General features: G+C 65.4%; 19 protein-coding genes. 17 read left to right on the top strand and 2 right to left on the bottom strand.

The window, feature by feature from the left end; genetic code table 11:
* The first annotated feature begins 1 nt into the window (after position 1).
* The 6 genes from VOI18_RS11790 to ccoS are packed head-to-tail and all read left to right on the top strand — an operon-like array spanning position 2 to position 5,507.
* Positions 2-199 (top strand): cbb3-type cytochrome c oxidase subunit 3, encoded by a 198-nt coding sequence (locus VOI18_RS11790; protein WP_323762616.1) that lies wholly within the window; start codon positions 2-4, stop codon positions 197-199.
* On the top strand, positions 186-1,109 hold the full coding sequence (gene ccoP, locus VOI18_RS11785) for a cytochrome-c oxidase, cbb3-type subunit III (protein ID WP_323762615.1): 924 nt from the start codon (positions 186-188) through the stop codon (positions 1,107-1,109). The genes VOI18_RS11790 and ccoP overlap by 14 nt, the downstream gene beginning before the upstream one ends.
* A gap of 41 nt (positions 1,110-1,150) precedes the next feature.
* Positions 1,151-2,632: a cytochrome c oxidase accessory protein CcoG gene (gene ccoG / locus VOI18_RS11780; protein WP_323762614.1), complete on the top strand. Its 1,482-nt coding sequence runs from the start codon at positions 1,151-1,153 to the stop codon at positions 2,630-2,632.
* Positions 2,633-2,635: 3 nt separating this feature from the next.
* Positions 2,636-3,106 (top strand): FixH family protein, encoded by a 471-nt coding sequence (locus VOI18_RS11775; RefSeq protein ID WP_323762613.1) that lies wholly within the window; start codon positions 2,636-2,638, stop codon positions 3,104-3,106.
* Positions 3,103-5,289, top strand: coding sequence for a heavy metal translocating P-type ATPase (locus VOI18_RS11770; RefSeq protein WP_323762612.1), 2,187 nt, complete (start codon positions 3,103-3,105; stop codon positions 5,287-5,289). Before VOI18_RS11775 ends, VOI18_RS11770 begins: the two co-directional genes overlap by 4 nt.
* Complete coding sequence (gene ccoS, locus VOI18_RS11765) at positions 5,289-5,507, top strand: cbb3-type cytochrome oxidase assembly protein CcoS (RefSeq protein WP_323762611.1); 219 nt, start codon at positions 5,289-5,291, stop codon at positions 5,505-5,507. The genes VOI18_RS11770 and ccoS overlap by 1 nt, the downstream gene beginning before the upstream one ends.
* Before the next feature lie 102 nt (positions 5,508-5,609).
* Here the strand turns inward: ccoS and VOI18_RS11760 are convergent, their stop codons facing one another.
* A complete protein-coding gene (locus VOI18_RS11760; RefSeq protein ID WP_323762610.1) occupies positions 5,610-6,356 on the bottom strand; it encodes a DUF2189 domain-containing protein in 747 nt (248 codons plus the stop codon).
* A gap of 156 nt (positions 6,357-6,512) precedes the next feature.
* Here VOI18_RS11760 and VOI18_RS11755 point away from each other — a divergent pair, with 156 nt between their 5' ends.
* The 6 genes from VOI18_RS11755 (at position 6,513) to VOI18_RS11730 (ending at position 16,665) form a co-directional block, all read left to right on the top strand.
* On the top strand, positions 6,513-7,214 hold the full coding sequence (locus tag VOI18_RS11755) for a sulfite exporter TauE/SafE family protein (protein ID WP_323762609.1): 702 nt from the start codon (positions 6,513-6,515) through the stop codon (positions 7,212-7,214).
* A gap of 128 nt (positions 7,215-7,342) precedes the next feature.
* Positions 7,343-12,208 (top strand): alpha-2-macroglobulin, encoded by a 4,866-nt coding sequence (locus tag VOI18_RS11750; protein WP_323762608.1) that lies wholly within the window; start codon positions 7,343-7,345, stop codon positions 12,206-12,208.
* A gap of 2 nt (positions 12,209-12,210) precedes the next feature.
* Entirely contained in the window at positions 12,211-14,271 is a 2,061-nt protein-coding gene (gene pbpC / locus VOI18_RS11745; protein ID WP_323762607.1) for a penicillin-binding protein 1C, read from the top strand.
* 92 nt (positions 14,272-14,363) lie between these two features.
* A complete protein-coding gene (locus tag VOI18_RS11740; RefSeq protein WP_323762606.1) occupies positions 14,364-14,885 on the top strand; it encodes a hypothetical protein in 522 nt (173 codons plus the stop codon).
* 62 nt (positions 14,886-14,947) lie between these two features.
* Complete coding sequence (locus VOI18_RS11735) at positions 14,948-16,012, top strand: isoaspartyl peptidase/L-asparaginase (protein ID WP_323762605.1); 1,065 nt, start codon at positions 14,948-14,950, stop codon at positions 16,010-16,012.
* Complete coding sequence (locus VOI18_RS11730; protein ID WP_323762604.1) at positions 16,012-16,665, top strand: TIGR02466 family protein; 654 nt, start codon at positions 16,012-16,014, stop codon at positions 16,663-16,665. Before VOI18_RS11735 ends, VOI18_RS11730 begins: the two co-directional genes overlap by 1 nt.
* Before the next feature lie 16 nt (positions 16,666-16,681).
* On the opposite strand, the gene VOI18_RS11725 is transcribed toward VOI18_RS11730, so the two are convergent.
* A complete protein-coding gene (locus tag VOI18_RS11725) occupies positions 16,682-17,590 on the bottom strand; it encodes a LysR family transcriptional regulator (protein ID WP_323762603.1) in 909 nt (302 codons plus the stop codon).
* A 105-nt stretch (positions 17,591-17,695) separates the two neighbouring features.
* Between VOI18_RS11725 and VOI18_RS11720 the strand changes: the two genes are divergently transcribed.
* From VOI18_RS11720 to VOI18_RS11700, 5 genes are all read left to right on the top strand, one after another.
* Entirely contained in the window at positions 17,696-18,163 is a 468-nt protein-coding gene (locus tag VOI18_RS11720) for a hypothetical protein (protein ID WP_323762602.1), read from the top strand.
* A gap of 190 nt (positions 18,164-18,353) precedes the next feature.
* Positions 18,354-18,983, top strand: coding sequence for a carbonic anhydrase (locus VOI18_RS11715; protein WP_323762601.1), 630 nt, complete (start codon positions 18,354-18,356; stop codon positions 18,981-18,983).
* 151 nt (positions 18,984-19,134) lie between these two features.
* Positions 19,135-20,142 carry a fumarylacetoacetate hydrolase family protein gene (locus VOI18_RS11710; protein ID WP_323762600.1) on the top strand — a complete coding sequence of 336 codons (1,008 nt, stop codon included), beginning with the start codon at positions 19,135-19,137 and terminating at the stop codon, positions 20,140-20,142.
* A 450-nt stretch (positions 20,143-20,592) separates the two neighbouring features.
* The gene (locus VOI18_RS11705) at positions 20,593-21,510 is read left to right on the top strand and encodes a hypothetical protein (protein ID WP_323762599.1); all 918 of its coding nucleotides are present in this window, start codon (positions 20,593-20,595) and stop codon (positions 21,508-21,510) included.
* A gap of 63 nt (positions 21,511-21,573) precedes the next feature.
* A partial coding sequence (locus tag VOI18_RS11700; protein ID WP_323762598.1) for a hypothetical protein occupies positions 21,574-23,733 on the top strand: 2,160 nt, incomplete at its 3' end.

Genomic DNA, 23,733 nt, shown 5'->3' with positions numbered 1-23,733 from the left:
GATGTACGCGATCCTCTCCACCTTCGCGCAGACCTGGGGCCTGCTGGTCTTTGTCGGCCTGTTCGGCGCGGCGCTCGTCTACGCGCTCTGGCCGCGCAACCAGGCCCGGTTTGATGCCGCGGCCAGCGCCCCTCTTTCTGAAAACGACGCCCCGGCTCCGGCCGGCGAGACCGAGGACGAGACCCATGTCCGAGCATGACGAGACGCGCGAAACCGACGCGCATTCCGGAACCGAGACGACCGGCCACGAATGGGACGGCATCAAGGAACTCGACACGCCGCTGCCGCGTTGGTGGCTCTACATATTCTACGCTTCCATCGTCTGGGCGGTGATCTACTGGGTGTTCATGCCCGCCTGGCCCGCCCTGCCAGGGCTTGCGGGTGAGGTCGACCACACCCGCGGCCTTCGCAACCACTCCGAGCGGGCCAATGTCGCGTTGGCACTGGATGCGCTGGCCGCCGAGCGGGCGGACGGGTTTACCGCCCTGGAAGGCGCGTCGATCACCGAAATCGAGAATGATCCGGATCTGCTTGGCTTTGTTTTCGCCGCCGGTGAAGCGGTGTTCGGCGACAATTGTGCGACCTGCCACGGCACCGGCGCCCAGGGATTTGTCGGCTACCCCAATCTCAACGACGATGTCTGGCTGTGGGGCGGCACCTATGACGACATCCGCACGACCCTCGCTGTGGGGATCCGGGCGGAGCATCCGGACACGCGTTTCTCGCAGATGCCGGCATTCGGGCGTGATGAGCTGCTGACCCGGTCGCAGATCGCCGACACCGCTGATTATGTCCTGTCGCTGTCCGGTGCCGATGCCGACAGCGAGGCGATCACCCGCGGTGCCGCCATCTACGCATCGCAATGTGCCAGCTGCCATATGCCCGGTGGTACCGGCGACCGTGCCCAGGGCGCTCCCGATCTGACCGATCAGGACTGGCTGTATGGCGGCAGCCGGGACCAGGTTATCGCCAGCATCCATCGTGGCCCCTATGGCGTGATGCCGGCCTGGGAAGGGCGCCTCGATGAGGCAACAATCGACGCCATGGCGGCCTATGTGTTCCTTTTGGGAGGCGGGGAGGGTGCGTCAGAGCGCCCCACCGGGCAGTAGGTCGCATGTGACCGGCGGCCCGGCTCCTGTATGAAGCGGCGATGACCCAGTCTCCTGCCCAGGACCAGGCCGCGGCCGGCATTCCCCGGTCGCAGGCCCAAGCCGTCAATGCGGCGGAGACGCGCGAGCTCTACAAGAAGCGCGAGCCGATCTATCCCAAGCTGGCGCATGGCAAGTTCCGCCTGGCCAAATGGGCGGTAATGGCGGTTACGCTGGGGATTTACTACCTCGTCCCCTTCCTGCGCTGGGACCGGGGTGAGGGGGCGCCTGACCAGGCGGTTCTGATCGATTTCGCCGGCAGTCGTTTCTACTTCTTCTTCATCGAGATCTGGCCGCAGGAAATCTACTACGTCACCGGCCTGCTGATCATCGCGGCGATGGGGCTGTTTCTCGCCAGTGCCCTGTTTGGACGGGTCTGGTGTGGCTATGCCTGCCCGCAAACCGTCTGGACCGATCTCTTCATCATGGTCGAGCGCCTGTTCGAGGGCGACCGCAATGCCCGGATCAAGCTGGACCGTGCTGGCTGGACAGTCGACAAGGTGTGGCGAAAGGTCGGCAAACACGCGGTCTGGCTGTTGATCGCCTTCGCCACCGGCGGTGCCTGGATCCTGTACTTCCACGATGCCTGGGACACGCTGGCGAATTTCTTCGCCGGCACAGCGGCGCCGTCCTCCTATGTCTTTGCCGGGGTGCTGACCTTCACCACCTATGCATTGGCCGGCACCATGCGCGAACAGGTCTGCACCTATATGTGTCCGTGGCCGCGTATCCAGGCCGCAATGACCGACCGCGAAGCCCTCAACGTCACCTATCGGGTCGATCGCGGCGAACCGCGCGGCGCCCACAAGAAGAATGACAGCTGGGACAATCGGGGCGACTGTATCGATTGCATGCAGTGCGTGGCGGTCTGTCCGATGGGCATCGACATCCGCGACGGCGCTCAGCTGGAATGCATCCAGTGCGCGCTGTGCATCGACGCTTGCGACGACATCATGGCCAAGGTTGATCGCCCGAAGGGGCTGATCACCTATGAGACCGACGATAATGTTGATCGCTTCGTGGCCGGTGAGAAGCCGCGCTACCGCTTCTTGCGGCCGCGCACGATGGTCTATGCGGTGACGCTTGCATTGGTGTGTGCCGTCATGCTGGCCGGTCTGGTCCTGCGGACCGAGCTGGACCTCAATTCCCAGCGCGACCGCAATCCGAATTATGTGCGCCTGTCCGACGGTTCGGTGCGGAACGGGTATTCCCTGACCGTCATCAACAAGGCGACAACCCCGCGCCTGCTCCAGCTTGAGATCGACGGCGACGCCGACTTCCGGACGCGTGTCCTGGGAACCCCGGCTGATGCGCCGGGTCAGTTGCAGGTCGGGGCCGACACGACCCAGGACTTCGTCATCTATCTGACCCTGCCGCGTGAGGCGATCAATGGTCCGCGCGAGGAGTTCCTGTTCCGGGTTGTCGACCCGGCGACCGGCGAAACGGCCGCCACACGATCCGTCCTGATCACGGGAGCCGAATGAGCCATGCGAAACCCGTTCAACCCCCTGCGCGGCTGGCATGTCCTGATCCTGATCCTGATGTTTTTTGGGGTCACGATCGGCGTGAATGCGACTTTCGTCACCCTTGCCCTGTCCAGTCATCCCGGTGAAGACGTTCCGCGTTCCTACGTCCAGGGCCTGAACTACAACGACACGCTGGACCGTCGGCACGCCCAGGCCGCACTGGGCTGGACGGCACGCGTCAACCAGGTTGATGGCGAGCTGGTTCTGGCGATCGACGATGCGGACGGCGCTCCCGTCACCGGACTCGACCTGGCGGGCCGGATGATCCATCCCGCGGATACCGGGGCAGATTGTGACCTGGCCTTCAGTGAGCCGCGCCCGGGTGTCTATCGCTCGGACATGCCTTGCGGCGACGTCGGTGATTGGCGTTTGCGCGTGCACACGGTCGACGGGCCGCCGTTCGAGATGGTTCATGCCTTGAGGCTGCCATGACGACGGCGGTCGCTGGAGCGCCGATGGCCGGACATGCCGATCCGCAGGCCTTTGTTCGGGAAAGCGGTGGCGAGGCCAGTCTCGACCTGCTCGTGCGTGGTGCCACCTGTGCCGGCTGTATCGCGCGAATTGAAGGGGGGCTGAAGGCTGACGGGCGCGTCTCCGAAGCACGGCTGAACCTGTCGACCGGTCGATTGAACCTGCGCTGGACCGGGCCGGCGGACCTTGCGCGCGATTACGTCGACACGTTGGGGCGCCTTGGGTACCCGGCTACGCCCTACGAGCCGGAAAGCGAGGCCGACCCGCAAAAGGAAGACGAGCGCAAATTGCTCTACGCGCTCGCTGTCGCCGGGTTCGGGATGGCCAATGTCATGCTGCTCTCGATCTCGGTCTGGGCCGGCGGCGAGGAGATGAGTGCCAGCCTGCAGGACCTGATGCATCGCGGCTCCGCCCTGATTGCACTGCCGGTCGCGGCTTTCGCCGGCCAGCCGTTCTTCCGCTCGGCTTTGACGGCCCTGCGCGGCGGTCACGTCAACATGGATGTGCCGATATCCCTCGCGGTGCTCCTGGCTTGTGGCCTGTCGGTGTGGGAGACCTTCATCGGTCACGGCCAGACCTATTACGACGCAGCCGTCATGCTGCTCTTCTTCCTGCTCATTGGCCGCTTTCTGGACATGCGCCTGCGGGCCCGTGCGGGTGAGGCGGCGCGCGGTCTGGCCGCGATGCAGGCTGCCACCGCCAACCGTCTGGAAGCCGATGGTCGCATCCGTGCCATTCCGGCCCGGGACGTCAAGGCAGGCGACCGGCTGGTCCTGGCCGCAGGCGACCGGGTTCCGGTCGATGCCGTCATTCGTGAAGGCGAGGGCGCGCTGGATGGCTCACTGGTGACGGGAGAGACCGCGCCGGTCGTCGCCACGCCGGGTCTGGACGTTTATTCCGGCATGTTGAACCTGGATGGCAAGCTGGTGCTGGAAGCGCGCACTGACCGCGACCACTCGCTACTGTCCGAGATCACCCGGCTCGTGGAGGCCGGCGAGCAGGCCCGGTCCCGCTATGTGCGCCTGGCTGACCGGGCGGCGCGCCTCTATGTGCCGGTCGTGCACGGGCTGGCGGCGCTGACACTGGTCGGTTGGCTGGTGATTGGCGGCGAAGCCCGACCCGCCATCATCAACGCCATTGCTGTTCTCATCATCACCTGCCCGTGTGCGCTGGGGCTGGCTGTTCCGGCGGTCCAGGTCGTGGCCTCGGGACGCCTTTACCGCGAGGGTGTCCTGGTGAAGTCCGGTGATGCGCTCGAGCGTTTTGCCGGCGTCGATACCGTGGTGTTCGACAAGACCGGCACCCTGACCGAGGGCCGGCCCCGCCTGATCAACCAGGCGGGATTGCCGTCCGGGGCGCTGGAGCAGGCGGCACGCCTTGCCCGGACCAGCCGTCACCCGCTGTCGCGCGCCATCGCCGATGCGGCCGGCATGGGTGAGGCCGCGGCCGGTGTTCGTGAAATACCGGGCGGTGGCCTGGAGGCCGATCAGGACGGCGCGGTGACACGCTTTGGCGCCGCCCGCTGGATGGGCATCGACGCCATTTCCGATCCGCATACCGAAGCCTGGTTGCAGGTGGGGCGGAGCGAGCCGGTTCGGTTCTGTTTCGAAGACAGTTTGCGGCCCGACGCGAAGGCCGTCATCGCCGGCCTCAAACATCGGGGGTGCGGGGTGGTGCTGCTGTCGGGCGACCGGGCAGGCCCTGTCCAGGGCGTGGCAGAGGACCTGGATATCGACGAGTGGCGGGCAGGATTGCAGCCGCGCGACAAGATTGACCGGCTGGAGGCCCTGAAGGCCGATGGCCGGGTGGTAGCGATGATCGGGGACGGGATCAATGACGCGCCGGCGCTGGCGGCGGCCCATGTTTCGGTGTCGCTGGCCTCGGCGGCGGAAATTTCGCAGGCCGCTGCCGATTTTGTGTTGCAGGGCGACAGGTTGGCGGCTTGCCTGGTCACGCTGGATGTGTCGCGCGCGGCGCGACGCCGGGTGTTGGAGAACTTCGGCTTGGCCGCCGCCTACAACGCTATTGCGGTTCCGATGGCGGTTGCCGGTTTCGTGACCCCGCTGATCGCCGCCATCGCCATGTCGGCGTCGTCGGTCCTGGTCACCTTGAATGCGCTCAGGCTGGCACGGAGGACGGGTTGATGTCGGTTCTGATCTGGATGATCCCGGTTGCCATCGCCATGGGTGCCCTAGGCCTTGCCGGTTTTCTGTGGAGCCTGCGTTCGGGGCAGTATGACGACATGGACGGTGCCGCCCAGCGGATGCTGCTGGACGATGATGCACCATTGCCGTCGCGCGATTCGCCCGCCGGTCGACCCCGCTCCGATGATGCTGAGACCGGTCAGGATCCCGAGCCGTAATCGCGACCTGGGCCTGTGACCGGTGCCTGTGACCTGAGCCTGTGACCTGAGCCTGTGACCGGTGCCTGTGATCTGGGCCAGCGAACCGGGAAGGCGGGGCGCTTATTCAGCCGGCAGGAAATCGCGATAGGCGTGCCAGGACGCCAGGGCGATCCACGGGAAGGTAATGGCGAGGCCGATCCCGAACGCGGCAATCCCGGCGCCGATCACGAAGGCGATCAACCAGGCCCAGGTCAGCAAGACAAAGGGCTGGGTGGCCACGGCCCGCAGGCTGGTGACCAGCGCTGTGACGGCGTCGACGTCGCGATCCACGAGCAAGGGAAAGGCGAGGACGGAGATTGAGAAGGCCAGGGTCGCCAGAGCGCCGCCGATCAGCGTTCCGACCGTAAGCAGGGTCAGGCCGGCGCCGTCTGTCAGCAAAAAATCGAGGAAGGGGCCGGGGTCGAGCGGGCTGAACGGGGCAATGAGGATCAGCAGGAATTGTGCGATCCGGACCCACAGCAACAACAAAAGCAAAAGCAGAAGGCTGAGGAAGCCAATCTGGGAAAGCCGGTCGGGCATGCGCGAAATGACGACGCGAAAGCGCGGAGTCTCGCCTCGTTCAAGGGACCGGCTGACCTGGTAGAGGCCGATCGCGAATGCCGGCCCGACCAGCGCAAAACCGCTAAGCGCGACCGGGATCCCCGCGGCCATGCCGATGCTGGTGAGTCCGACGCTGACGGCCAGTCCGATGAGGACGAAAATGGCACCATAGGCAAGGCAGACCCGGGGCGCCTTGATGAAGTCCTGCCAGCCGGCCCGCAGCCATTTCCACGGAGCATCACGTCTGACATGCTGCAATTCCATCATCTTCAACTCCCCCTTGATGACCTCTCACTAAGCGCAATCGGGTGTCGCGGCAATATGCCATACTTTTTTGGGGCTTCCGGTCTGCCATCGCCTTGTCGAGGCCGGGCGGCAGACAGGCAACGCGTACCGGGCCCGGAGCAGACGGGTAGGGTGGCAATGCTTGGCGAGATCAGCTTGGCGGGTGGTTTTCTGGCGGGCTTGGCGTCCAGCCTGCACTGTGTCGGCATGTGTGGGGGAATCGCCTCCAGCCTGACCCTGTCGCTGTCGCCTGGTGGTTCCCAGGGCGATCGGGTGCGCGTTCTGTTGCTCGCGCAAATGGGCCGGATCCTTGCCTATACGCTTGCCGGAGCGGTGCTCGCCGCGATCGGGACCGGCATCTATTTTGGATTCGACCGGGCCGAGGCCCATTACGTGATGCGTTGGGCCGGGGCCTCGATCCTGGTCTATATCGGTTTGTCGGTCATGGGTTGGGCCCCCGCTCTGTCGGGACTGGATCGGCTCGGACAGGGGGTGCACCGCTTCATGGGCGCCCGCTTTGACGGTGTGTTTCGAGCGGCCAGCCCGGTGCTGGCGGGACTGGTGTGGGGATTGTTGCCCTGTGGCATGGTCTACGCGGCGCTCCTGTATGCGTTGTTGTCCGGCAGCGTCGTCTCCGGAGGGCTGGTCATGCTGGGATTCGGGTTGGGCACCTTGCCGGCTGTGACGGCCGCCGCGCTCGGACTGACCCGGTTTCTCGCACTCGCCAGACGTCCAGGCACGCGCCATTTCGTCGGCTTGGCCATCATAAGTCTCGGCTTTGCCTCGGCGGCGATACCGTGGCGGGCGCTGGCGGCGCTGTGCGGTATCCCGCTCGACTGACCGTTCGCGGTCGCCGGGTGGCGGGTCCACCAACCCGTTCGCTGAAACATCAATGTTTCAATCTGTTTGTGGGTGCGTTTCGCAACGGCATGCCCTAAGGTCCCCACCGCTTCATTCAGGGGAGAGGCATGATGGCGACACGGTATGCAGTTTGGCTTGCGGGGGCATTGGCCCTGACTGTCGCGGCGTGTTCCGGCGGCTCCCAGGAGGCCGAGCGCGGTCCTGAGCTGGCAGCCCGTGAAGCGGATGCGCCGCGTGCCGAGGACGCCATTCCCGGCCAGTTTGCATTCCTGCGCTACGCCATCGATGTCGACGACGACGAGCCTCGTCTGTGTCTTGGCTTTACCCATCCGCTCGATCCGGAAGCCGATTACGCGTCCTACGTTGCCGTGACACCGGAGCGTCCCATCGCCCTGGATGCCAGCGGGCAGAGCCTGTGTGTTGGCGGTCTCGGTTTTGGCGAAGGCCAGGCGCTGACCCTGCGCGCGGGATTGCCCGCGGCGAATGGTGACGGCTTGCTGGCCGACGAGACCGTCGAGGTCGATTTCGGTGACCGGCCGGCCTATGTCGGTATCGCCGGTGACGGTGTCATCCTGCCCCGCCTCGATGCGGACGGCCTGGCGATCGAAACGGTCAATGTCGACAGCGTGGCCGTGACCCTGCGCCGGATCAATGACCGGGCGCTGGCGTTCCGGTCGATAACCTCCGGTGCGAACATTGCCTCGGGTGATTACCACTGGTCGGGTGAGGACGAAAACCCGGACGCGGTCGGCGAGATCATCTGGCAGGGCGAGATGGACACGGCCGGACTGCTCAACACCCCGGTCACCACCATTTTCCCGGTGGCCGAGGCGATCGGTACGCTGACGCCGGGCGCTTACCACATCACGGTGGTGGATGCTGCCGAAGCCGACGATGATTATCGCACGCCGGCCCGCGCCAATCGCTGGCTGGTGATCACCGACCTGGCCCTGACCGCCTATCGTGGCAATGACGGCGTCGATTTCATGGTGCGCTCGCTGCAGACCGCCCAGCCGGTCGCTGGTGTGCGGGTCGAGCTGATCGCCCGTTCCAATGAGCGGCTTGCCAGCGTGACGACGGATGCCAGCGGCCGCGCCCGGTTTGAGGGCCCGTTGACTCGTGGTGACGGCGCCATGGCCCCCCGTCTGCTGACCGCCTATGGCCCCGACAATGATTTTGCCGTGCTCGATTTTCAGCGCAATCCGGTTGACCTGTCCGGACTGGATACGTCCGGCCGCCAGCGTCCTGATGGCGCGGATGGATATGTGTATCTGGATCGCGGCATCTACCGCCCCGGTGAGACCGTTCACGTGTCAGCTCTGCTGCGCGATGCCGAGGCGCTCGCCATCACTGATCGTCCTGTCGATCTGACGGTTTTTGGTCCCAATGGCATCGAGGCGGCGAATGTGCGCTTTCCGGCGGCGCCAGAGGCGGGTGGTCTCAGCTGGGCCTGGGATGTGCCGCGCACGGCTGCACGCGGCGAATGGCGGATTGTCGCTGAAATGGACGGCCATGGGCGTGTTGGGCAGGTGCGGTTCTCGGTCGAGGATTTCGTCCCGCAACGGGTCGGACTGTCGCTGTCCGGCGACGATGCGACCGCCATCGGCGCCGGTGAGGTCCGCGACATCGAGGCCAATGTGCGCTTCCTCTATGGCGCGCCCGGCGCCGGCCTGGTGGTCGAGGGGCGGGTTCGGGTCGAGGTCGATCCGGCTCCTTTCGCCGGGTTTGCCGATTTCCGTTTCGGACGTGGCGATGAACCCTTCCGCGAATTCACCCGCGAGCTGGCCGACACGGTCGCTGACGGGGCAGGTCGTGCCGTCCAGTCCATCGATCTGGGAGACGCTGGCCGGGACGCGACGCAGCCCTTGCGCGTCCGGGCGGTGGTGTCGGCCATCGAGCCGGGCGGTCGCCCGGTCGCTGACGACATGCGCATTCCCTACCGGCCTGCGGAAATCTATCTCGGTCTGCGTCCACAATTCGACGGGCGGGCCCAGCGCAATCGCGAGACGGCGATCGATGTCGTCGCTCTGGATCCGGTCGGTGACCTCGTCGCCACGCCGCTGAACTGGCAGTTGGTGCGCGTGGACTGGGAGTATGACTGGTACCGCGTTGGCACGGGCCGCTGGCAGTGGCGCCGGACGCGCAACATCGTCCTGGTCGAACAGGGCGTGCTGAACAGCGCCGCTGACGGTCCGTCGGCAATCGACATCCGGGCCCTGGATTGGGGCAGCTACCGGCTTGTCGTGACCGAAGCCACTAGCGGCCAGAGCGCATCGGCCGATTTCTGGGTCGGCTGGGGCGCGACTGCCGAGGCTGGCAGCGAGGCGCCTGACCGTGTTGCCCTGTCGACGCCGGACACGCCCACACCGGTGGGTGGCGAGATGACACTCAGTCTCCTGCCTCCCTATGCCGGCGAAGCGGAGATCGTCATCGCCAGCGACCATGTGATCGAAACGCGCTCGGTGACCATTCCGGAAAGCGGCGCCGAGTTGACGTTCCGTGTGACCGAGGAATGGGGTGCGGGCGCCTACGCCATGGTGTCGCTGTTCACACCGCGCCACCCGGTTGACCAGCCGGCGCCGCGTCGGGCGGTTGGCATTGCGTATCTTCCCGTGGACATGGGCCGTCGGACATTCGACATGACACTGGATGCGCCCGAGCGCGTCCATCCGCGGCAGACCCTGGAACTGGGTGTGAGCCTGGACGGGCCGGTGCGTGAGGGCGCCTGGTTAACCGTCGCCGCTGTGGACGAGGGCATTCTGGCCCTGACCCGGTTTGCCGCGCCCGATCCGGTCAGCTGGTTTTTCGGCCAGTCGGCGCTCGATGTGGACCTTTATGACGATTACGGACGCCTGCTCGATCCCAATCAGGGGGCCGCGGCGGCGGTCCGTTCCGGTGGTGACCAGATCGGCGGAGCCGGCCTGACCGTGGTGCCGACCCGTACGGTGGCCCTGTTCAGTGGTCCGGTCTCGGTCGGTCGGGATGGTCGCGCAACCGTCGCACTGGACATTCCTGATTTCAACGGCGAGCTGAGGCTGATGGCGGTCGCCTGGAGCGAGAGCGGCGTGGGAGGCGTGTCGCGCCCCCTGACCGTGCGCGATGATGTGCCGGCGGAACTCATACTGCCGCGTTTCCTGGCACCCGGCGATGTGTCGACGGCGACGTTGACCATCGACAATGTCGATGGGGCGGCGGGTGATTATCTGACCACCGTGAATGCGGACGGCGCGGTTGGCGGGGCTGCCTCCGACACCATTCCGCTCGATCAGGGCCAGCGCGCGGATCGCCGCTATGCGCTGGAGGGAGCCGATGCCGGACTGGGTTCGGTGGCGCTCGATGTCGCCGGCCCGGATGACTTCGCCGTGTCACGCAGCTACCCGATCGAAGTGCGCTCGGCCTGGTTGCCTTCCTCGACGGTCACGCGCGGCCGGTTATTGCCGGGAGAGAGCTGGACACTCGGCACGGATGCGCTGGCGGCCTACCTGCCGGGCGGCTCGGACGTCACGTTGAGCTTCTCACCAACGCCGCTGGACGAGGACGCGCTATTGCGGTCCCTGTCCCGGTATCCCTATGGCTGCACCGAGCAGATCACCAGTCGTGCCATGCCGCTCCTTATGGCGGATCCACTTGCCGGAGCTGCGGGGATCGACGGGGTGGATGGCACGCGGGTGATCATCCAGGACGCCATTTCAACCCTGCTCAACCGGCAGGCCAATGATGGAACTATCGGCCTTTGGCGGATTGGTGATCGCGGCAGCCGGCCGTGGATCGGTGCCTATGCGGTCGATTTCCTCGAGCGGGCCAAGGCGGCGGGCTACACCGTGCCGCAGGCGGCTCTGGATCGGGCCTATGCTGTGCTGGAGCATGTTGCCGCGCAGGAGACCTGGCGGGTCAGTGGCTACAGCACCAATATCTACACCTGGCGAGGACAAACCGATACGGCCGAGCGGCTTTCTGACCGCAGTGCGGCCTATGCGCTTTATGTGCTGGCGCGCGCCGGTCGGGTTGACCGGTCGCGATTGCGTTACATGCACGATGAACGCCTCGATGAGATCGACAGCCCGCTCGCCCTGGCGCAATTGGGCGCTGCTCTGCACCTGATTGGCGACCGGTCCCGCTCCGGCAGTGCCTTTGACGCTGCCGAAGCGCGTCTGGGTTACGAGAATCCGGGGGACTGGTATCAGTCAGCCCGTCGGGACCTGGCCGGCGTGGTGGCCTATGCCGCGGAAGCAGGGGAGGCTGACCGGGTCGCAAGGCTGGCCGAACGGGTTGTGACGGACCTACCCGAGCCTGCCCGCCTGACCACCCAGGAAAAAGCGTTTCTGCTGATGGCCGCACAGGGTCTGTCGGGCGGCGCCGATTCGGTTGTGATCGAGGGACCCTTTGCCCCGTCGGATAACAACCGCCCCGTCTTCACCGTGCAGCCCGACATGCTCGAGTCCGAATTGGTCTTCACGGCCGCCGGTGACGGCCCGCTCTGGGTGACGGAGCTGGCGCATGGCGAAACCCGTCAGGCGCCGGGGCGTGCCGCGGAAGGAATGTCGCTGCAAAAACGGGTACTTGGCCTCGATGGCCGGGCCGTGGATCTTGAAGCCCTTGTCCAAGGCGATCGTCTCGTCATCGACATTACCGTGTCGCCGCATGAGCAGCGCCTCATCCCGGCCATCCTGATCGACCTCTTGCCGCCCGGTTTCGAGATCGAGGCCGAAATCAGCGTCGCCGAGGGCGCGCCGCGCGGGGCCTATGCCTGGCTTGGACAGCTTGCTGCGCCGTCGATGAGTGAAACCCGCGACGACCGCTATGCGGCCGCGCTCGACCTGACCCAGCGCCGACCACGCCGGCTGGCCTATATCGTGCGTGCGGTGACGCCGGGTGAGTACACGCTTCCCGGCGCTGTCGTTGAGGACATGTACCGTAGCGATGTTTACGCCCGGTCGGAGACCCGCCGGGTGGTGATCGCGCCGCGCGACTGATCATGTTCGGTCTGGGGCGGGCATACTGGGTCATCCTGGCGACGCTGTCCGGTCTGGTCGGCTTGCTGGCGCTTGACCGGGCATTGCCGCCTCCGCTGCCCGAAGCGGGCGCTGTGTCGGCGGTCGTCCGTGACCGGAACGGCGAAGTCCTGCGTGCCTTCCCGGTCGAGGATGGGCGCTGGCGGCTGGCAGCAGACATCGAGGCTCTGGACCCCGATTTCCTGGCCGCCCTCCTGGCCTATGAGGATGAGCGCTTTTTCAAGCACTGGGGGGTCGACCTGCCGGCGCTCGTGCGTGCGTCGCGCGACAGTCTGGCGGCCGGGCGTATCGTTTCCGGCGGTTCGACCATTACCATGCAGCTGGCCCGCCTGATCGAACCACGGGAGCGAACCTTTGGCGCCAAGCTGATCCAGATGGCGCGCGCCCTTCAACTGGAGCTGCGTCTCACCAAGCGGGAAATCCTCGAACTCTATCTCACCCTTGCGCCCTATGGCGGCAATCTGGAGGGGGTGAGGGCGGCCAGCTGGGCCTATTTCGGGCGTGAACCCGATGATCTGACCATCGACCAGATCGCCATGCTGATCGCGCTGCCGCAATCGCCCGAAGCCCGCCGCCCGGACCGCCGCCCCGGTCAGGCCGTGCTGGCCCGCAGTCGCGTGCTTGAGCGCTTGGCGGCGGTCGGCCTGGCCCGCGAGACCTCGGCTGAGGATGCGCTCGGCGATCCGGCGCCGCGCCGCCGGGCCTTCCCGTCGGACGCCTGGCACGCGGCCGACGCGCTGCGCCGGGCACGACCGGGCGGACCTGACCATGTCAGCACGCTCGACCGGGCGCTGCAGCGCATGCTTGAGGACCGACTCGCCAGCGAGCTGCCGGAAACCGGTCATGACGTGCAGTTTGCTGCCATGGTGATCGACACTGAAAGCCGGGCCGTCCGGGCCATGGCGGGGTCGGCGAGCCGGTCGAGGCCGGGCGGCTGGATTGATCTGACGGACCGGCCGCGATCTCCGGGTTCAACCCTCAAGCCGTTCATATACGGCATGGCCTTCGATGACGGACTGGCGGCGCCGGGGACCCGGATTGCCGACCTGCCGCGTCGGTATTCAGGCTACCAGCCTGACAATTTCGATCGCCGCTTTCGCGGCGATGTGACCATCGCAGAAGCCTTGCAACATTCGCTGAACATTCCCGCCGTGACGACACTGGACGGGGTGGGCGCCCGGCGCTTCAATGCCGCTCTCGGTTTCGCCGGCGCCCGCCCGTTGCGCCCGCGGCAGGCCGGTCAGGACAGCGGATTGGCTGTGGCCCTGGGAGGCGCGGGGCTGACCCTGCGTCAGATCGGGGTGCTGTATGCCGCCCTCGGCGATGGCGGCGAGGCGCGACCGCTCGCCTGGTTTGAGGATGAGCTTGCATCAAACGTCGCAACCGGCGGGTTCCGGCTGCTGTCCAACGAGTCGGCCGACGAAATCCTGGCGGTGCTGCGCCGGGCGCCGCATCCGGGTGGCCGCGCCCCGGCCCTTTTGGCGCGGGGGGCGCCCGACATCGCCTTCAAGACCGGAACGTCCTACGGGTTTCGTGATGCGTGGGCGGCCGGGATTGCCGGTCGCTACACCATCGTGGTCTGGTCCGGGCGGGCTGACGGCGCGCCGCGGGACGGCGTGACCGGGCGGGAGGCGGCGCTGCCCCTGCTGTTTCGCATCGCGGACGGAATCAGCCAGGTCGAGCCTGACAGCGAGATTGATGAGTTGCTTGATCTGCCGGCCACGGAACACCTGCCCGAAACCCTGGCCTCATTCCATCAGGATGCAGCGCCGCATATCCTGTTTCCGCCGGATGGCGCCGAGGTCTGGTCGGACCGGACAGGCCGCGGCTTCATCCTGTCGGCACAGGCGGCCGGTCCGCTGCGATGGTATGCCGACGGCGACAGTGTACCCCAGAATGTTCTGGGTGAACCCTTGTGGACGCCGCCCGGGCCGGGTTTCTACTCGGTCAGCGCAGTTGATGAATCCGGCCGCGCCTCGCGTGTCACCGTCCGGGTTCGCGGCGGCGCCGTCAGCGCCGATTGATCGCCAGCGTGCGCACGCGCTTGTGATTGACGAGTGTACGGACAAAGCTCCGATGTTTGCCTAATCTGTCTCGATCAGGAGGCAAGGATGCCATGTTGACGACCTTTGTCGCAGCGATGCTGGTCGCGTTCGGGACGGTTGGTGAGGGCGAGGAGATGGTGGTCGGTCAGACCACGGCCTACCACACCAGCCTGATCGCTGTTCCGGGACATGACTTTTACGGTTTGCAGATCGCCGTGCGCCGCGACCGGCCCTGCCAGGTTCGGGCCTTTTTCCGGGGAGCCTCGCCGCGCACGGCCCAGTTCTGCACGCGACGGATGACGCGTCGCCAGCTGGCAGGTGCGGGAACCGCCACGCTGCGCGCCGGCGAGCGGGTCAACGGAATATCCGCCTGTTTCACCGAGGACGAGCGCGTCGGCGCCGTGCGCCTCTACACCTTTGCCGATCAAGCGGCGACGGCGGAAGCCGGGGAGTGTGTCACCGAATACCGGACCGTCTGGTGTCAGCGCGGTTGGACCGTTCAGGGCGTCCAGCTGTATTTCGACCGTGCCGCCGCCGGGCCCGGACAGGCCAGCCTGGTTGGTCTGCGCCCGCTCTGTGTCAATTCCGCCTGAGACGTCTTGCCAGACCGGCCCGGGCGCGGGAACCTGTGAGCGGATCACGGGGAGAATTCGATATGCTGCGTTTGATGATGGCGACCGTCGCTGCGGTCGGGGCCGTTCTTGCGACTGCGGGCAGTGAGGCGCAATCGGAGGGCCGTTGGGCGCTGGTCGTCCACGGCGGGGCGGGTGTTATCGAGCGGGGTGCGATGACGCCCGAGCGCGAGGCCGAGTACCGGGCCGCCATGGGCGCCGCCCTCGAGCGCGGCGAAGCCGTCCTCGACAGCGGCGGCACGGCGCTTGATGCGATCGAAGCGGTTATTCACGGCATGGAGGACGATCCGCTGTTCAATTCCGGTCGCGGGGCGGTTTTCACAGCCGCCGGGCGCAACGAGCTGGATGCGTCGATCATGGATGGGGCGACCCTTCAGGCCGGTGCGGTAGCCGGTGTGACGCAGGTCCGCCACCCGATCTCGCTGGCCCGGGCGGTGATGGACAATTCCCGCCATGTCATGCTGCAGGGCGAGGGGGCCGAGACCTTTGCCCGCGAGCAGGAACTCGAGATCGTGCCGCCAGCCTATTTCTTCACCGAACGTCGCTGGGCGGCGATGGAGCGCTCGCTGGGCGGTCTGGGCCTGCCTGTCCCGCCGCGTCCCGAGGGGGCGCCGGCGCCGGCTGAAGTCGATCATGGCGAGCTGGACCGCGACGCCCGCGAGCACCGGTTCGGAACCGTCGGCGTGGTCGCCCTCGACCGTGACGGCAATATCGCTGCCGGCACGTCGACCGGTGGCACGACCGCCAAGCGGTGGGGCCGGGTCGGCGACAGCCCGATCATTGGCGCCGGGACCTATGCCAACAATGCCAGTTGCGGCGTGTCGGCCACGGGGACGGGCGAGTATTTCATCCGCCTCACGGTCGCCAGCCGGATTTGTGCCCTCGTCGAATTCCAGGGCCTCGACCTCCAGGCCGCGAGCGACCAGGTCATCGGCGACGAGCTGACGGCGATGGGCGGCGATGGCGGCATCGTCGCGCTCACGCCCGGTGGCGAGATTGCCTGGAGTTTCAATACCCCCGGCATGTACAGGGCGCGCTTGAGCGAAGGCGGCGATCCGGTGGTCGCGATTTACGGGGATGAGGACTGATGGCGGACTGGAATCTGGCGCCGCGCAGCCGCGTCAACCGGTTGTTTGCGACGCCCCTGATCGAAGTCTGGCCACAACAGGCCAAGGCCTGGATAGAGCCTCTGCTCGCACGGGTCCGGGCCCGACGGGCCGAGCACCCCGGGATATCCCGCTCGAACATCAATGGCTGGCATTCGGACACCGCGATGCTGGAATGGGGCGGTGAGGAAGCCATTGCGCTGGCGCGAGAGACCATGGCCGTGTGTGCCCGGCACACCAGCGATGTCGTCGCGGCCCAGGGGCAGTCCCGCTACGAAATGGACATGGAGATGTGGGCCAATGTCTCGCCGGCGGCGGCCTCGAACCAGATGCACTGTCATCCAGGGTCGTTCTGGTCAGCGAGTTTCTACCTCGACGATGGCGGCGACAGCGACGACGGGTTTTTCGTGGCCCAGGACCCGCGTTTTCCCAGCGTGCGCATGAATGCACCGGATCTGGTTTTTCAGGACGAGGACGGCACCAAGCAATTGTCCCAGCACCGGGTCAGGCCGGAGCCGGGCAAGCTGGTGATCTTTCCGTCCTGGCTCATGCATGCCGTTCGGCCGCACAGCGGTCCGCGTGACCGTGTTTCCATCGCGATGAACATTCTCGCCATCCCGGCCCGAGCGTCGTGACAGCGGGGTGCCGGCACTAAAGCGTCGACGGTTCGCCGCGGCTGAAATAGGCCGCGTCGGCTTTCATTTGAGCGATGATATGGTCGTAGGCGGCGCGCACGCGGGCGCTCTTGCGAACGGTTTCGTGGGCCACGACCCACAGGTCCAGCGAGCTTTCAAAGTCCGGCAGGATACGCTCGAGATACTGGCTGCTGCGGGCCAGGCGGTGCGAGGTCACGCCGACGCCGAAGCCGGCCTCAAGGCCTTTGACATGGGAGGCCGGGCTATTCGACTTGAACGAGACGTGGCGGGGCAGGACCGGAGCGCCGGCCTGCGTCGCGGGCCAGCCGAAATAGTCACCGATCGACCAGCCGACACCGGCATGGTCGGCGAGGTCTTCCACGGTTTCGGGGCGTCCATGTTTGTCGAGGTAGCTCTTGGCGGCGTACAGCCCGGCGCCGACAGTGGCGCCTCGGCGCCCCACCAGGCTTTGCTGGGTGCCGGGGCCGTTCCAGCGCAGGGCGATATCGGCTTCGCGATCGGCGAGATTGGCGGAATTGTTCTTGATCGTGATGTCGATGCCGATGCCCGGATTGGTGGCCTGAAAACTGGCCAGTGCCCGGGGCAGCCAGTCGGCCCCCAGGCCTTCCGACGCGGACACCACCACCAGCCCGGACAATGACTGGTCCTGGGCCATGGCCGCGCGCTCTATGGCCGAGGCCTCGTCGCGCATCCGCGCCGCATGAGCGGTCACCTTCTGGCCGAGCGGGGTCAATCGCGTCTGGCCTTGCTCGCGTTCGAACAGGGGTTCACCGAAACGGGTCTCCAGCGATTGCAGGCGCCGCGTGACCGTGGGTTGGCTGACGCCGAGCTCATGGGCCGCGGCGGTCAGGCTGCCTGCTTCGGAAACGGCGAGGCAGACGAGATAATCAGACCAGTCATCCATACGATTTTGTATTCCAAGGATGATGATATCGTCAATTCCATTCGTGGAACTTCGTTCTAAATATGAACAGTGTTTACTGCATTGCTCATATCGGAGGGATTGAACATGCGCTCAGTGTTACTCGCGGCCGCGCTGGCGGTCATCGTCGCGCCGACCGGATTTGCCCAGTCCTGTGATGGCGAACCGGCCATGGCCGGGCACAGGACCGCCCATGGAACCGTGCGTGCTCAATACAACGCGGTGGAACGTGGCGAATGGGCCAATGTGGTTCTGATCGGCGAAGGCCTGGTCGAGTCGGGCCTGTCGGCCCGAAACAAGACAGCCGCCTGGTCGAATCTGTGCGCCGGCTATGCCGCCAGCGGCGATGTCGACGCGGCCCTGTCGGCTTGCGATGAAGCGCTGGCCCTGCGGGATGACGCCTGGCGGGCGCTCAATAATCGCGGTGCCGCCCACTGGCTGGCCGGGAATCGGGTAGCGGCTGTGGCCGATTTCCGCGCCGCCGATGCTGCATCGTCCGGCGAGGAAGACGTATCGGCGAATCTCGCCATGGCAATGTGCACCTCGGCAAGCTGATCCTCCCAGACAGGTTTGCATGCTGCACAGACTGGCGGCCGGAACGCGTTGTGTTCCGGCCGCTTTTTTGTCTGCGCGGCCTGTCGCGGTCGAGGCTGCGGCCCCGGGCTTCAATTCGGTTTCGATTGCAACTAGAACGGCGTTATCGATGTGATTGGCCGGCCCTGTCGGTCAGACGCAGGAGCGACGCATGCCGGACCTACCTCCCAAAATGTTGCTGGACGGCTATCGCGACTTTCGCCGCGATGCCTACAAGGCCCAAAGGGAGCACTATACCGAGCTCGCCAAAGGGCAGAACCCGCACACGCTCATTATCGCCTGCTCCGACAGCCGGGTCGACCCGGCGGTCGTGTTCAGTGCCCGACCGGGTGACCTGTTCGTGGTGCGCAATGTCGCCAATCTCGTCCCTCCCAGGGATGATGATGGCGGCCGTCACGGCGTGTCCGCGGCGATCGAGTTTGCCGTCAGCGCCCTGGGCGTCGATCACATCGTGGTCATGGGGCACGGCCAGTGCGGCGGCGTGGCGGCCTGCGTGGCCGGTCTTGCCTCACTGTCCTTCAAATATGTCGGACCCTGGCTGGAGCCGCTCGAACCGGCGCGCGCCGAGGTCCACGCCCGACATGGCGATGCCGACAGCGAGACGCTTTGTGATGCGCTTGAGCTCAATTCGATCCGGCATTCACTGGAGCGACTGCACGACTTTCCGTTTGTGGAAGACGCGATCCGCGCGCGCGGACTGCAGTTGCACGGCGCCCGCTTCTCGATTCACAACGGGGTATTGGAGTGGATGGGGGAAGACGGCGAATTCCATCCGGTCTAGCCTCGCAGCCTGACCCGTGTCCGAGGCCGCTTCGGGACGGAGCGGGGTTTGAGTATTCAGTTGCCGCGGAACCGGTGCCAGCCTGTTTCGCCCCATTCAACCGGCGGCTCATCACGCCAGATCCACAATCGATGCACAGGAAAGTGACAGGATGAAACTCGCTACGCTCAAATCCGACAGTCGGGATGGCCGCCTGGTTGTTGTCTCGAAAGACCTGGCCTGGTGCGCCGACGCCCATCAGGTCGCGCCGACGCTGCAAGCTGCCCTGGATGACTGGGAGCGATGCGAGCCGGAGCTGCGCTCACTGTCCGATGAGCTGGAACGCGAAACCATTCCGCGCGAGCGCTTCCATGAACGTGAAGCCCTGTCGCCGCTGCCGCGGGCCTTCCAGTGGGCCGATGGCTCGGCTTACGTCAATCATGTCGAACTGGTCCGCAAGGCGCGCAATGCCGAGATGCCGGCCACCTTCTGGACCGACCCGCTGATGTATCAGGGCGGTTCCGACGCTTTCCTGGCCCCACGCGCCGACATCCCGCTGGGCGACACCGCCTGGGGCTGTGACATGGAGGGCGAGATCGCTGTCATCACCGGTGACGCGCCAGCCGGTTGTTCGGTCGAGGACGCTGTCAAAACCATCCGGCTCGTCATGCTGGTCAATGACGTCTCCCTGCGCGGCCTGATCCCGGGCGAGCTGGCCAAGGGGTTCGGTTTCTTCCAATCCAAGCCGCCGAGTGCCTTCTCGCCGGTCGCCGTGACGCCGGACGAGCTGGGCGACGCCTGGGACGGCAGGAAGCTGCACCTGCCTTTGCTGGTGAAGTATAATGGCGAGCTGTTTGGCAAGGCCGAGTGCGGCGTCGACATGACCTTCGATTTCGGCCAGCTGATCGCCCATCTCGGCAAGACGCGCCCCGTCACCGCGGGCACGATTGTCGGCTCGGGCACCGTGTCCAACAAGCTCGATGACGGACCGGGCAAGCCGATCGGCGAAGGCGGTGTCGGCTATTCCTGCATCGCCGAGATCCGCATGATCGAAACCATCAATGACGGCAAGCCAAGCACACCCTTCATGCAATACGGCGACACGGTCCGCATCGAGATGAAGGACAAGGACGGCAAGTCCATCTTCGGCGCAATCGAGCAGGAAGTGGTCAAGGTTTGACCCGCCGGTCGGGCGACGAACCCGGCAAGGCGTGAACCGACAAGACATGAAAAGGGCGGGGCGATTGTCCCGCCCTTTTTCGTTACGGGCAGCGATCTGCTGGTGCGCTTGGGGAAGGCAGGGGCGCACCTGACATCCTGTGCGAGGCAAGGGGTTTATGGCTCAGCCTGAAATTGAGGATTGAATGGTGCCTGTCACCATTTGTTTCGGCCATTTTTTCGAGCATGGGGCAGGCGTGTTTTCGGGCTCTTGAGGTGGGTCGACACGGTTTGGGGCGCCGCAATTTGCACAGATGCCAAGAGCGATTTCGCAGTAAGGCCGTCGTTAAATCGGGGAAGTCGTATCCCACACACTTTCAGGTAAATGTTTGATATGAATGGTTTCGGCGAGGCACGCCGTTGACGGTGAAAAGGCACTATGCAAATTTGTTTGGTATGAGGGTTGGGGCACTTGCATATGAAACCATGGCTTGGAGTTATCGCTGCCGCCGGACTGGCGGGAGCTCTTGGAAGTGCGTCTGATGCACAATCTGGCGATGGGGACCTGAGCTTCAGCCTCGGGCTGACGATTTCGAATAGCGACAATATCGCTCTCCTGTCTGGCGCGGGCGTCTCATCGGACGATGACAGCTCTATCACGCTGCGGGGGAGTGCCAACGGCAAGTGGCAGATCGGTGACAATGGTCGCCTGTCGCTTGATTACGCCTTCTCCGGCACGCGCTACAGTACAATCGGGTCGCGGGACAATAACCTCCATCTTGGCACGGCGACCTACACCCATCGCGTTGGCGTATCGGTCCTCGGCGGCAGTTATGCCATCGGGCGCTACCAGCTCGACGGCGAAGATTTCCTGGAGATCGACGTGGCAAGCCTGTTCTTTGGAACGCCGGGGCCATGGGGTTGGGTGCTGGTCGGTCGCTACACAGCGACGGATAAGACATTCGACGCGGTCCTGTCAGAACGGGACGCAAGCGCCGACAGCGTCGGCATTTCGGCATCGCGGCGATTTGGCGATACCCGGATTCGACTGGAATTGAGCCAAGCCGGTGAAGACGCACGTTCGGACTTCCTGGATAACAACTCCACCACCGTCTCCATCAACCTTTCCCGACCGCTCCGGTTGATCGATCAACCGCTCCGTCTGTCGCTCACCGCCGGCATCTCGGAGCGCAGCTATGACCGGCTCGATCCGTATTACGGCGTTACCCGAGAAGATACGCGCCGCAGATATCAGGCCGCATTGTCCCGGGAATTCGACAGCGGATTGTCCATAACAGGCTCCGCCAGCCATCTGGATTCAAGCTCGAACCTGCCGTCGGCGAATTACGACCAGACGATCATCAGCTTCAGCGTCAATCAACGCTTCTAGACTTTGAATTCACGCCGCGCGCCCGGGGCGCCGCGGCGAAGGCCCGATCGAAGGACCCGGAACATGAAAACATCACGACTCGCCAGCATGTTCGCTGCCGCCGTCATCGCCGGTACATTCAGCCTGACCGCGTCCGTTGCGGCCGGCGCTCAAGGCCTCGTTACTTCGTCAGGCTTTAGCTGCGAACTGGATGCAGCCATAGCCGCAGGAACGGCAACGCAGGCCCAGTTCGCCCAGGCGGTGGCCAGGCTGCCGCGCGATCCGGGGAATCCGGATGTCGTGCTGCTGGACAACGGCGTGCGCGCAAGCGCCAGGGAAATCCTGGCGATCGCAGCGACCGGAAATGGCGTCCCGGCCAGCAATGTGACGAGCGCGCCGGACCGGGCCAACCCGGCCAATTTCGTCGCCCATCTGCAATTCAGCAACAATCAACGCGCCATGTCGCACGGCGATTTCATGCACGCGGTTTTCAGCGGCGTCTCGACGGGATTGTTCGGAACGGTTGATCTGTGTGCGCCGCCCCCGGCTCCGCAAAACATTGTGACCCAGGCCATGCTCGGCCCTGTGATCCAACCGTCACAACCCCCGGCGATCCAGTCGCCGACGACCAACAATCCCGCCGCGTTCAGCGCCGCCGCGACTCGGCAGCCTATGCGCAGGTATGCTTGTGAGCTGGTTGGGGCCGTTTCTAGCGGAACGGCGACCCAGGCCCAATTCGCTCAAGCTGTTGCCCGGCTGCCGCGTGATCCGAACAATCCGGACATCGTACTTCTGGACGATGGCGTGCGCGCTCGGGCGAGCCAGATTCTAGCGGTCGCAGCAGCGGGCAATGGTATTGCCGCAGCCCCCGTGACGAGCGAGCCGGATCGCACAAACCCGGACAATTACGTTTCCCATCTGCTGTACCGTAGCGGTGGAACCGCGATAGCCCATTCCACTTTTATCGCTTCGGTTTTTTCTGGCCTCACGCCGTCTGGCGGCGGCCCGGCTGATCTGTGCAGCCCGGCGCCAACCCCGGCTCCGCAAAACATTGTCACCCAGGCAATGCTCGGCCCTGTGATCCAATCGCCCGTGTCTGGCGGTGTGGCGCCTGTCGCCGCCCCCGGCAACCTCAACATGCCAGCCGGCAATACCACGCCGACGGTAGCCATGACCTGCCCGCTGGATGAAACCATTCAACTCGGAACGGCGACGCCCGCCCAGTTCGCAGAAGCGGTTGCCAGGCTGCCGCGCGATCCGAATGATCCCGGAATTGTGTTGCTCGCAAACGGCGCACGCGCCCAGCTCGGCGCCATCAATGCGCTCGTCGCTGGCGGATCCGGACTGCCTGCAAGCCCGTTAACCACCCCGCCGGATCGGGCCGATCCGAACAATCTCATGGCGTATCTGGTGCACGACAATGGCGGCAATGCGCTGACGCACCAGGCCCTTGTCACCGCGATATTCAGGGGCGTTGCCACTTCGCTCGGCGGATCTGTTGACCTGTGCGCCCCTGCGCCGGCGCCGCGCCAAGTCAACGTCTCCATCGGAAGCCCGGCACCGGCACCGGTTTTGCCTGTAACGCCTGTGCTCCAGCAGCCACAAACCTTGTCGATCCAGTCGCCAACGACCGGCAATCCCGTCGCGATTGCCGGAAGTGGGGTTCAGATGACCCATCAGGGGGTCAGCATCAACCTTGCTTGTGAGCTGGAAGACGCCATTCAACTCGGAACGGCGACGCAGGCCCAGTTCGTCGAGGCAGTGGCCAGACTGCCGCGCGATCCGAGCAATCCCGACATTGTACTCCTGGCCGATGGGGTGCGCGCCCGGGCGAGCCAAATCTTGTCGATCGCGGCGGCCGGCAATGGCATCCCCGCCGGTAATGTGACGGGCACGCCCGATCGCACAAACCCGGACAATTACATTGCCTATCTGCAGTCCTTCTCTTCAAACGGAATGCCGCATTCGAGTTTTATCGGTGCGGTCTTTTCTGGCCTTACGACGTCGCACAACGGCCCAGTCAATCTGTGCAGCCCGGCATCGACCCCGGTTTTGCCTGTGTCGCCTGTAGTCGAGCAGCCACAAACCTTGCCGGCCCAGCTACCGACGACCGACCGGCCGAACCTCAACATCACGGATGATGGCCCGAGCCTGTCCGCGTTGCCGAACGCTGACACGGTTTCACCAACCCCGACCGCGCCGAATGCCGGTTCTGTTGATTGCTGGTCTTTTGACGAGCGGGTC

Origin of the sequence: Maricaulis sp., assembly GCF_034670125.1 — a bacterium.
Lineage (GTDB): Bacteria > Pseudomonadota > Alphaproteobacteria > Caulobacterales > Maricaulaceae > Maricaulis.
The sequence above is the reverse complement of the archived record's forward strand: the minus strand, read 5'-3'. Positions and strand labels throughout refer to the sequence as shown.

Bases quoted from the DNA above. Each gene is read 5' to 3' on its own strand.
- VOI18_RS11790 (WP_323762616.1), top strand. From the start codon at position 2: ATGTACGCGATCCTCTCCACCTTCGCGCAGACCTGGGGCCTGCTGGTC.
- ccoP (WP_323762615.1), top strand. From the start codon at position 186: ATGTCCGAGCATGACGAGACGCGCGAAACCGACGCGCATTCCGGAACC.
- ccoG (WP_323762614.1), top strand. From the start codon at position 1,151: ATGACCCAGTCTCCTGCCCAGGACCAGGCCGCGGCCGGCATTCCCCGG.
- VOI18_RS11775 (WP_323762613.1), top strand. From the start codon at position 2,636: ATGCGAAACCCGTTCAACCCCCTGCGCGGCTGGCATGTCCTGATCCTG.
- VOI18_RS11770 (WP_323762612.1), top strand. From the start codon at position 3,103: ATGACGACGGCGGTCGCTGGAGCGCCGATGGCCGGACATGCCGATCCG.
- ccoS (WP_323762611.1), top strand. From the start codon at position 5,289: ATGTCGGTTCTGATCTGGATGATCCCGGTTGCCATCGCCATGGGTGCC.
- VOI18_RS11760 (WP_323762610.1), bottom strand. From the start codon at position 6,356: ATGATGGAATTGCAGCATGTCAGACGTGATGCTCCGTGGAAATGGCTG.
- VOI18_RS11755 (WP_323762609.1), top strand. From the start codon at position 6,513: ATGCTTGGCGAGATCAGCTTGGCGGGTGGTTTTCTGGCGGGCTTGGCG.
- VOI18_RS11750 (WP_323762608.1), top strand. From the start codon at position 7,343: ATGATGGCGACACGGTATGCAGTTTGGCTTGCGGGGGCATTGGCCCTG.
- pbpC (WP_323762607.1), top strand. From the start codon at position 12,211: ATGTTCGGTCTGGGGCGGGCATACTGGGTCATCCTGGCGACGCTGTCC.
- VOI18_RS11740 (WP_323762606.1), top strand. From the start codon at position 14,364: ATGTTGACGACCTTTGTCGCAGCGATGCTGGTCGCGTTCGGGACGGTT.
- VOI18_RS11735 (WP_323762605.1), top strand. From the start codon at position 14,948: ATGCTGCGTTTGATGATGGCGACCGTCGCTGCGGTCGGGGCCGTTCTT.
- VOI18_RS11730 (WP_323762604.1), top strand. From the start codon at position 16,012: ATGGCGGACTGGAATCTGGCGCCGCGCAGCCGCGTCAACCGGTTGTTT.
- VOI18_RS11725 (WP_323762603.1), bottom strand. From the start codon at position 17,590: ATGGATGACTGGTCTGATTATCTCGTCTGCCTCGCCGTTTCCGAAGCA.
- VOI18_RS11720 (WP_323762602.1), top strand. From the start codon at position 17,696: ATGCGCTCAGTGTTACTCGCGGCCGCGCTGGCGGTCATCGTCGCGCCG.
- VOI18_RS11715 (WP_323762601.1), top strand. From the start codon at position 18,354: ATGCCGGACCTACCTCCCAAAATGTTGCTGGACGGCTATCGCGACTTT.
- VOI18_RS11710 (WP_323762600.1), top strand. From the start codon at position 19,135: ATGAAACTCGCTACGCTCAAATCCGACAGTCGGGATGGCCGCCTGGTT.